6 protein-coding genes and 1 tRNA gene are annotated in these 7,870 nt (G+C 35.1%); 4 read left to right on the forward strand and 3 right to left on the reverse strand.

Going from position 1 to position 7,870, the window contains the following annotated elements; all coding sequences use genetic code 11:
* Window positions 1-6: 6 nt before the first annotated feature.
* From ES765_RS19310 to ES765_RS19320, 3 genes are all read right to left on the reverse strand, one after another.
* On the reverse strand, window positions 7-3,279 hold the full coding sequence (locus ES765_RS19310) for an Eco57I restriction-modification methylase domain-containing protein (RefSeq protein WP_138115984.1): 3,273 nt from the start codon (window positions 3,277-3,279) through the stop codon (window positions 7-9).
* A gap of 195 nt (window positions 3,280-3,474) precedes the next feature.
* Window positions 3,475-3,551, reverse strand: a tRNA-Ala gene (locus ES765_RS19315).
* Window positions 3,552-3,603: 52 nt separating this feature from the next.
* On the reverse strand, window positions 3,604-4,398 hold the full coding sequence (locus tag ES765_RS19320; protein WP_138115985.1) for a universal stress protein: 795 nt from the start codon (window positions 4,396-4,398) through the stop codon (window positions 3,604-3,606).
* A gap of 56 nt (window positions 4,399-4,454) precedes the next feature.
* Between ES765_RS19320 and ES765_RS19325 the strand changes: the two genes are divergently transcribed.
* The 4 genes from ES765_RS19325 to ES765_RS19340 all read left to right on the forward strand — a co-directional run bounded on the left by ES765_RS19325 (window position 4,455) and on the right by ES765_RS19340 (window position 7,730).
* A complete protein-coding gene (locus tag ES765_RS19325) occupies window positions 4,455-4,955 on the forward strand; it encodes a GNAT family N-acetyltransferase (protein ID WP_138115986.1) in 501 nt (166 codons plus the stop codon).
* 12 nt (window positions 4,956-4,967) lie between these two features.
* Window positions 4,968-6,302: an MATE family efflux transporter gene (locus tag ES765_RS19330; protein ID WP_138115987.1), complete on the forward strand. Its 1,335-nt coding sequence runs from the start codon at window positions 4,968-4,970 to the stop codon at window positions 6,300-6,302.
* A 21-nt stretch (window positions 6,303-6,323) separates the two neighbouring features.
* Complete coding sequence (locus ES765_RS19335; RefSeq protein ID WP_138115988.1) at window positions 6,324-7,091, forward strand: enoyl-CoA hydratase/isomerase family protein; 768 nt, start codon at window positions 6,324-6,326, stop codon at window positions 7,089-7,091.
* Window positions 7,092-7,304: 213 nt separating this feature from the next.
* Complete coding sequence (locus ES765_RS19340) at window positions 7,305-7,730, forward strand: hypothetical protein (RefSeq protein WP_138115989.1); 426 nt, start codon at window positions 7,305-7,307, stop codon at window positions 7,728-7,730.
* The last annotated feature ends 140 nt before the right edge of the window (window positions 7,731-7,870 follow it).

Consider the following 7,870-nt stretch of genomic DNA (forward strand, 5'->3'; position numbering starts at 1 on the left):
CGGGCATTAAATATTTTCTACAATTTCTATTTCTTCTTGTGTTAAACCATAAAGTTCATAAACCATTTGGTCAATTTTCTTTTCTATTTGGTCAATCTCAGTTAGTAGGGCTTGAGCTTTTTCTTTATTTTCCTCAAACAACTCTAACCATTCAAACTCATCTTTTTTAGTCAAGACTTTCACCGGTATTCCTTCTTCAGAAATTAAAACCTTATTATTTGCTTTTATGACCTTATTGAGTTCTTTAATAAATTCTTGGAAGTTCAGTTGATGCCAATTTTGTAATTTTTTACTAAGTTTTATGAGTGAATATTTCTTTTGAGAATATTTAGCAAATGAAATTTCAACATTATCAAATGCTTGTTTAACTGAACTAATATGTATAAATTTTTCAATGAAGGCTTCCACATTTTTAATAATTAATGGAACAGAATTAAGCACCTTTGATGAATAACTAAAATACCCTCCTGCTTTTGCCGACGAGTTGCGTTGAATGTAGAATTTGATTAGGGTAGAATTTAAGATTATTGTTAAAAATCTCAAATCAAGTGCATCGCTAGTTATTGCAAAAACTCTGGCGCAACTAAATCCACTCTTAGAGTTATCCAAGGAAAATCTATGCTCTTTGACTTCGCCAGGGCTTACAATCTTTAATTGCCTGTAGACTGACTTCCTTCCGAATCTGGTTAAAGCGTACCAATCACTTCTATCTTTAAACGTCTTTCGCGAATCCTTCCTCTTTTGAAGAGCCTCTTTATTTTTGAGAAGATATTGATATCCTTTGGGGAATTCATTTTTCAATTCTTCTTCAGAAAGCACTATAGTTTTATCATCTTCGCTTCTATAAGGATAAATTACATATTTACTTGGTTTAGCATAATTGTTTTTATTTGGGTCAGAAGCTCTAATTATTGGAAGGAATAATCCTTTTTCGATATCGCTAGCGGACATCTCATTTTCATCAAACATTAAAATATCATCTAGGCCTGTAAATAAGCCAGCCCAAGCGTTGCCATAGTCCTCTAAAGTATCTAAACTATTTAACTTTTTTAAAAGTTTCAACTCCGATTTGGATGTTAATATCCATTCATTATCGGACAAATTTTTATGCGCAATGTCTATTGATTTACCAAACTTTAAATTTTTTGCAGATTCAATATCTTTTACTTTATAATACTTGAAATCATCAGGTTTACTATTTATGAATGTAAAAATGCTTACATAAGTGAGAGCTCCATCAAATACTGGTAAATCTCGAAAATCAATAATATGAAAAATCTTAAATTCACTAGATAAAAAACCTCTAATGCCCCTGCCATACTCCGTACTTAAAAATTGATTACTGGTAATAAAACTTACAATACCATTTTCCCTAAGAATGTTTTTAGCCCTTTCAAAAAAGAGAGTAGATATATCTATTCTCTTAAAGGCTGTTTTATAGTTTAGTTTCAGCCAATCAATATCCTTATAGTCCAAAAATTGAACTCGAACATATGGCGGATTCCCAATCACCGCATCAAAACCACCTTTTTCAAAAACTTTCGGAAACTTTTCTTGCCAATTAAATGCCTTATGTCCCGCTACTTTTTTATCATCAATTAAACTATTTCCACATTTGATATTACTGCTAAGGTCATTAAGTTTTCTGCGTGGCTGCGCTGTACGTAACCAGAGAGATAGTTTAGCAATCTCTACCGACTCTTCGTTGAGGTCTACCCCATATATATTATTTTCTAAAATGGTATTTTCAATATCACTAAAGACGATTCCACCACCTAGGATTTTAGCTTTAAGTTCATCAATATATTGGTGTTCCTTTATTAGAAAATCCAATGCTTGATTTAAAAAAGCCCCGGAGCCACAAGCAGGGTCACAAATTGTCAACCCTAAAAGCCAAGCCCTATAATCGTCTAAAAGTTGTACTAACTCTAATATTTTTGTTTTTGGTCGTTTGGCTCTTCCCTTAAAATACTCTTCCTCCTTAAAGCCTAAATCGGCTTTCTTTTCATCACATAGTTTTCCGACTGTATTTTCTACAATGTATTTGGTAATGTATTTGGGCGTGTAGAATACTCCATCTTTTTTTCGCTTACTCTTCTGTTTGTCAAATTCGGCTCCTTCAATTTGGGAATTTATGCTTTCAATTTCATTTAAGGAATTCTCAAAAATATGCCCTAGAATATTTACGTCAACCTGACTTTCAAAATCATATTTGGCTAGCTGCAATGCGTGCTTATACAGTAGCTCATTACTTATCTCCAAATTATCAAGTACCGTATCCGGTTTAAAAAGACCCCCGTTGTAGGCATAAATTTCAGCCCTTGATGTTGTTCCTTGCCGTCCAGTATCCAAAAAATTAAAGTATTGTTTAAACAAATCGTACAAGGGTCGTTCATCGCCAAAATCAATATCGGCCTTCCATTTGTCCAAAATTTGAATGGTAGAGTTTGGGGGTAATAACCCTCTATCTTCTGAAAAAAAGATGAACAAGAACCGATCTATCAATTTTTGAGATTTTTTGAAAAGGCCTAGCTTTACATTTTTTTCTAAACGGGTCAACTCCTCAACTCCTACGTCCCCTACAGAAATCTCTTGTAATTCAGATTTCCTATAACTCTTTAATCGTGTCAGGTTCTTTTTGACCAAATCACGATAGAGTTCCCGTTTAAACAGGGAATAATCTGCATAGAAACGTTTGGTTATTTTTTCTTCTTCAACTAAGGACGATTCCTTAACCGCTAATGGAACATTATTAAGGACATTATCTTTTTGCAGACAGAGATATAAAAGTTTAAATCGGTCTTGTGTAAGTTCAAAGAGATTGAATTCCTCAAACTCCGTAGCATCATTGATATAAAAGCGTAGCTTTTCAAAATTAGAAGTTACTACGTACACACAGCCCTTTTGATTTGCCTTATAATCAAAAGCTTGCCTTCTTATGCTTTCCAGGTCCTTAGTATTGGTGCCTTTGAGTTCAATAACACCGACAGCATTTTTTCCGTTCAAAATAGCACCATCAGCTTTACGGTTATTCTTTTGATTTTTAAATTCTGTCGTAAGGTTAAACTCAGGGTTCGGATTGAGTGTATACCCTAGAATAGAAACAAAAAGTTCGTTTAAAAAAGTGGCTTGAAACTGCTCTTCTTTAGAGTTTCTTATATTTTCCTGTATGGTGGCATTCTGAAAATACGAAACATATTTTAAATATGCCTTACTAACTGTTTTTTCATCTAATTGCTTGAGGTAATTCTTAAGTACGGAAGTTTGAAATAATGCCATTAATTGGTATCTGGTTTAATAATCCTAAAAGTAGGAAATACCACGCTAAATAAACTCAAATGAATTCCTTTCAGTACAAATAAGACCAAAAAGTGTTAAAATTTATCTCAAAAGGAAGGAATTTTCAAAAGTGTGCACAAACTGTGCATTGCGAAAAATGAAAAAGCCCTCACATCTGTGAAGGCCCGTGTTTACTGGTGGAGAATACCGGATTCGAACCGGTGACCTCTTGCCTGCCAGGCAAGCGCTCTAGCCAACTGAGCTAATCCCCCTTTTTTCAGAAGATCAAAGAAAATACATTTTATCAACGTATCAAAATCCTACCTAATCTTTCTTTACGCTGAGTACCAATACCGGTACAGGGGCATAAAACTCAGATTTTGAGATTGTGCTTTTCTCCCATAATTTCTTGAAGAAACCACGCTTTCTTCTAAAAACACATAGCAAATCTGGATGTTGTGCCTGAAAATGTTCCAAAACACCTAGGTATGTTGTTTGATTCTCAGTAAAGGTCATTTGTGAACTTATATCCATTAAAGCCGTATTCACCTTCAAATCATCATCAGAATAACCTGGCGTCTTCACCAATAATAAATTTATAGTAGACTTGTGCTTATTCTTAATTTCAATTAACGTATCAAGTATGCGCTTTCTTTTAAGAATACCAGATTTAAAAGCGACCAAAATAGTCTTGAACACTTTATATTCTGTTCCCTTAGGTACGATTAGTGTTGGAATATTTGTTTTCTTGATAATAGCTCCAGATGTTTGACCCAGGTAATTTTCTTCTTGAATATCGTTACTTCTTGGCGCTAATATGATTAAATCAATACCTAACTCCTTATCCAACTCCCTTAATCCATCTGGCAATTCGCCATTAAAGGTTACAATTTTTAAAGCAGTATCGGTCGTTTCTACTTTACTGATAACCTCCTTTAATCGTTCTATGCCACTATCTACTATTTTTTTTGTAATATTAGTTAATGTTCCTGTTTTTCCATGAGCGTTAAAAACCTCCATTACATAAATTTGAGCACCAAAGGCAGCTGCAAAATCAACTGCATATTGTAGCGTTTCGTGTGCGTTTGAAGAGGTGCCGATAGGTACAAGAATATTCATAGTGATAAAAATTATTGATTATTACTCTAAATTTACGATTTATATAAATCGCTTTTATGATTGAACTGGCAAAGATATCGCAATTAAATGAAATTCTACGCATGACGAATGCTTGTAGGGTCGTGATGGAAGCAAAAGGTATTTACCAGTGGACAATAGATTACCCTTCCAAAAAATCTTTTGAGAACGACCTGGAACGTAATGAATTATATGTCCTTAAAAATGAGGACAGAATAATAGGCAATATCGTTGTTTCCTCTTTTATGGATGAAGAATATCGTTCGGTTCAATGGCTTACAGAAAATACCCGTAATTATTATATCCACAGATTAGCGGTTCATCCAAAATTTCAGGGTAAAGGTTTGGCGCAACAATTAATGGATTTTGGGGAAAATTTTGCACGAGAAAACAATGCCCTCTCCGTGAGGTTGGATACCTTTAGCCGAAATAAGCGAAATCAAAAATTTTACGAGAAACGTGGCTATATTAAACTAGAGGATATCTTCTTTTCCTTGCAAAGCGAACATCCTTTCCACTGCTACGAACTCGTACTATAGAAATCATATTCTTTGAAAACTGCTATTAGTTTTAAATCGATCAACGCGTTAGCTATTCCAGCTACAATTGCAGGTATCGCAGAACCAATATTATCAATAACCGATACCGCCATCGTTGGGAACATTCCCGTAGATGGTCTAGAATCTCTAGCGGCTGCGGGTATTGTCGGCTCATTCCTTTCCATGTTAATTTGGGTTTTAGGCCAAACACGAAGTGCAATTTCAGCAATTATATCACAGTACTTAGGGGCGGGTAAATTAGAGGAGGTCAAAACCTTACCCGCACAAGCTATTTACCTCAATATAGCCTTAAGTATTCTGATATTACTCTCCACTATTTTTGTCATTAAAGAAATTTTCGAATTACTAAATGCCTCAGGAAAAATATTGGATTATTGTATTAGTTATTATTCCATAAGGGTCTGGGGCTTTCCATTGACATTGTTTGTTTTTGCGGTAATGGGTATTTTTAGAGGACTTCAAAACACGTATTGGCCCATGGTTATTGCCATAACAGGAGCCCTACTAAATGTATTGCTCGATTTTGCATTCGTATACGGCATAGAAGGGTTTATAGAACCTATGTATTTGGAAGGTGCGGCTTGGGCAAGTTTACTCTCACAAGGGGTTATGGCACTTATGGCATTCTATTTACTTTGGACAAAAACGGATATTAGCCTTGCACTAAAATTTCCATTACATCCAGCATTGGGTCGGTTGGTGTTAATGAGCTTAAACCTCTTTGTTAGGGCAATTGCCTTGAATACAGCCCTTATCCTTGCCGTTAGGGAAGCAGCTGCACTAGGCGATAAGTATATAGGGGCACACACTATTGCTCTTAATTTATGGTTATTTTCCGCATTTTTTATTGATGGCTATGGTGCAGCCGGCAATATCATGGGCGGAAAATTATTTGGGGAAAGGAATTATGACGGACTTTGGGTATTGGCCAAGAAAATTACTACTTATGGATTATATGTAAGTATTTTTATCATGTTGATGGCTACCATTTTTTACAAACCGTTGGGTAGTTTGTTTTCAAACGAAAGCTTAGTGCTTTCAGCTTTCTATGGTGTCTTTTATATCATCATTCTCGGGTTACCTATAAATAGTATCGCCTTTGTTTTGGATGGAGTTTTTAAAGGGCTCGGCGAGATGAAATATTTACGTAACACTTTACTGGCGGCAACTTTCCTAGGCTTTGTTCCTACCCTATTTTTAGGGAAATATTTGAACTGGGGACTTACCGGTATTTGGCTGGCTTTTACCGTATGGATGCTGATAAGAGGTGGTACATTGGTATGGAAGTTTAGAAGTAAATTCAAACCTTTATTGCAAAATTCTTAATTTTAGATTAAACAAAATATTATGGGTACTACAAGAAAAAATGGAAGTTTATATACACGAATAGATGGTAAGGTTGCAGAAGTAGAATTTGGACATCCGGCAAGTAATTCATTTGTCTCTGAATTGCTGGAAAGACTTATGAATACTATAAATGAACTTTCAGAAAATAAGGGTGTATCTATAATTCTTTTAAAATCGGAAGGTGAAAAAGCATTCTGTGCAGGAGCTTCATTTGATGAGTTATTGGAAGTTTCAACTCTGGAAGAAGGAAAAGAGTTTTTTAGTGGTTTTGCACGAGTCATAAACGCCATGCGTAGATGCAAGAAAATAATTGTTGGCAGAGTACATGGCAAAACAGTTGGTGGGGGTGTTGGTCTTGCAGCAGCATGTGATTATGTGTATGCTAATGTAGAAGCATCTATAAAGCTATCGGAACTTAGTATCGGCATAGCTCCATTGGTTATAGAACCCGCTGTTGAACGAAAAATAGGGAAAGCCGCTTTGGCTGAATTATCTTTAGCCCCTACAGAGTGGAAAAGCGCGTATTGGGCGCAAGAAAAAGGATTGTTTTCTAAGGTCTATGACACCACACAAGAAATGGATAAGGAACTGGATTTCTTTATTCACAAATTGGCTAGTTACAATCCTGATGCGCTATCAGAATGGAAAAAAGTAATATGGGCAGGAACTGATCATTGGGATACCTTATTAATGGATCGAGCTGCAATAACTGGGAAATTGGCGCTATCAGATTTTACCCGGAATGCGCTATCAAAATTCAAAAAATAAACAATAACTAGAACAACCTATCGTTCTGTCTCTAAATAGTTTTATGGAATTCTTTAAATTATTAAATGGTAATCTTGTATTTCCTATCCTCGCCCTTTTTGTAGTGGTGATATATTATGTAAATAAAGTCCGTTCTAAACGAAAGTATAAAAGGTAATTAACCGTCATACGCAACTTTTGTCCCATTCTGCATCTTTATTGAAAGCTGTAAGCATGTTTTCAAAACTGACTCTTGTTGTTTTAGCAATTTTCATTTTTTCATGTTCCAATGAAAATGAAACAAAAAAAGAAGAGTGCAATGAAACTCCCTGTACACAAAACTTTGTAACCATCAGTATTAGTATAAAAGACGCTGCTGGTGTGCCCGTTCCTCTTGATAGCTTCAAAGTAGTCGCCATAGATACAAGCAAAGACCTGACCCTAGTTAGCCACGACCAGGAGTTTGAGAATCATAAGAAAGATGGTTTCTATCCCTTATTTAGCGACGCGTACCGCATTCAATATCAAAATGCGACTACCACCATATCCTTTAAAGGGTATATTTCGGATAACGAAGTTATAAATGAAGTGTATGAAGTTGGTGCCGATTGTTGTCATGTAAGCTTGACATCTGGAAATATAGACCTTGTCTTAGATTGATTTTCTTACCTCTAACCTGAGTTCGATTAATAATATTTGATTATTATGCAACAAAAAAGATAGATTTTCAGTAAATTAAAGTGTTGAAATTCAATTCATTAATCTAAAAATCTATCTATGGTAATCTACTCTAAAGTTAC

Origin of the sequence: Maribacter sp. ACAM166 (assembly GCF_005771495.1) — a bacterium.
Lineage (GTDB): Bacteria > Bacteroidota > Bacteroidia > Flavobacteriales > Flavobacteriaceae > Maribacter.

Excerpts from the sequence above, each read along its gene's own strand:
- ES765_RS19320 (WP_138115985.1), bottom strand. The coding sequence starts at position 4,398 with ATGAATATTCTTGTACCTATCGGCACCTCTTCAAACGCACACGAAACG.
- ES765_RS19310 (WP_138115984.1), bottom strand. The coding sequence starts at position 3,279 with ATGGCATTATTTCAAACTTCCGTACTTAAGAATTACCTCAAGCAATTA.
- ES765_RS19335 (WP_138115988.1), top strand. The coding sequence starts at position 6,324 with ATGGGTACTACAAGAAAAAATGGAAGTTTATATACACGAATAGATGGT.
- ES765_RS19340 (WP_138115989.1), top strand. The coding sequence starts at position 7,305 with ATGTTTTCAAAACTGACTCTTGTTGTTTTAGCAATTTTCATTTTTTCA.
- ES765_RS19325 (WP_138115986.1), top strand. The coding sequence starts at position 4,455 with ATGATTGAACTGGCAAAGATATCGCAATTAAATGAAATTCTACGCATG.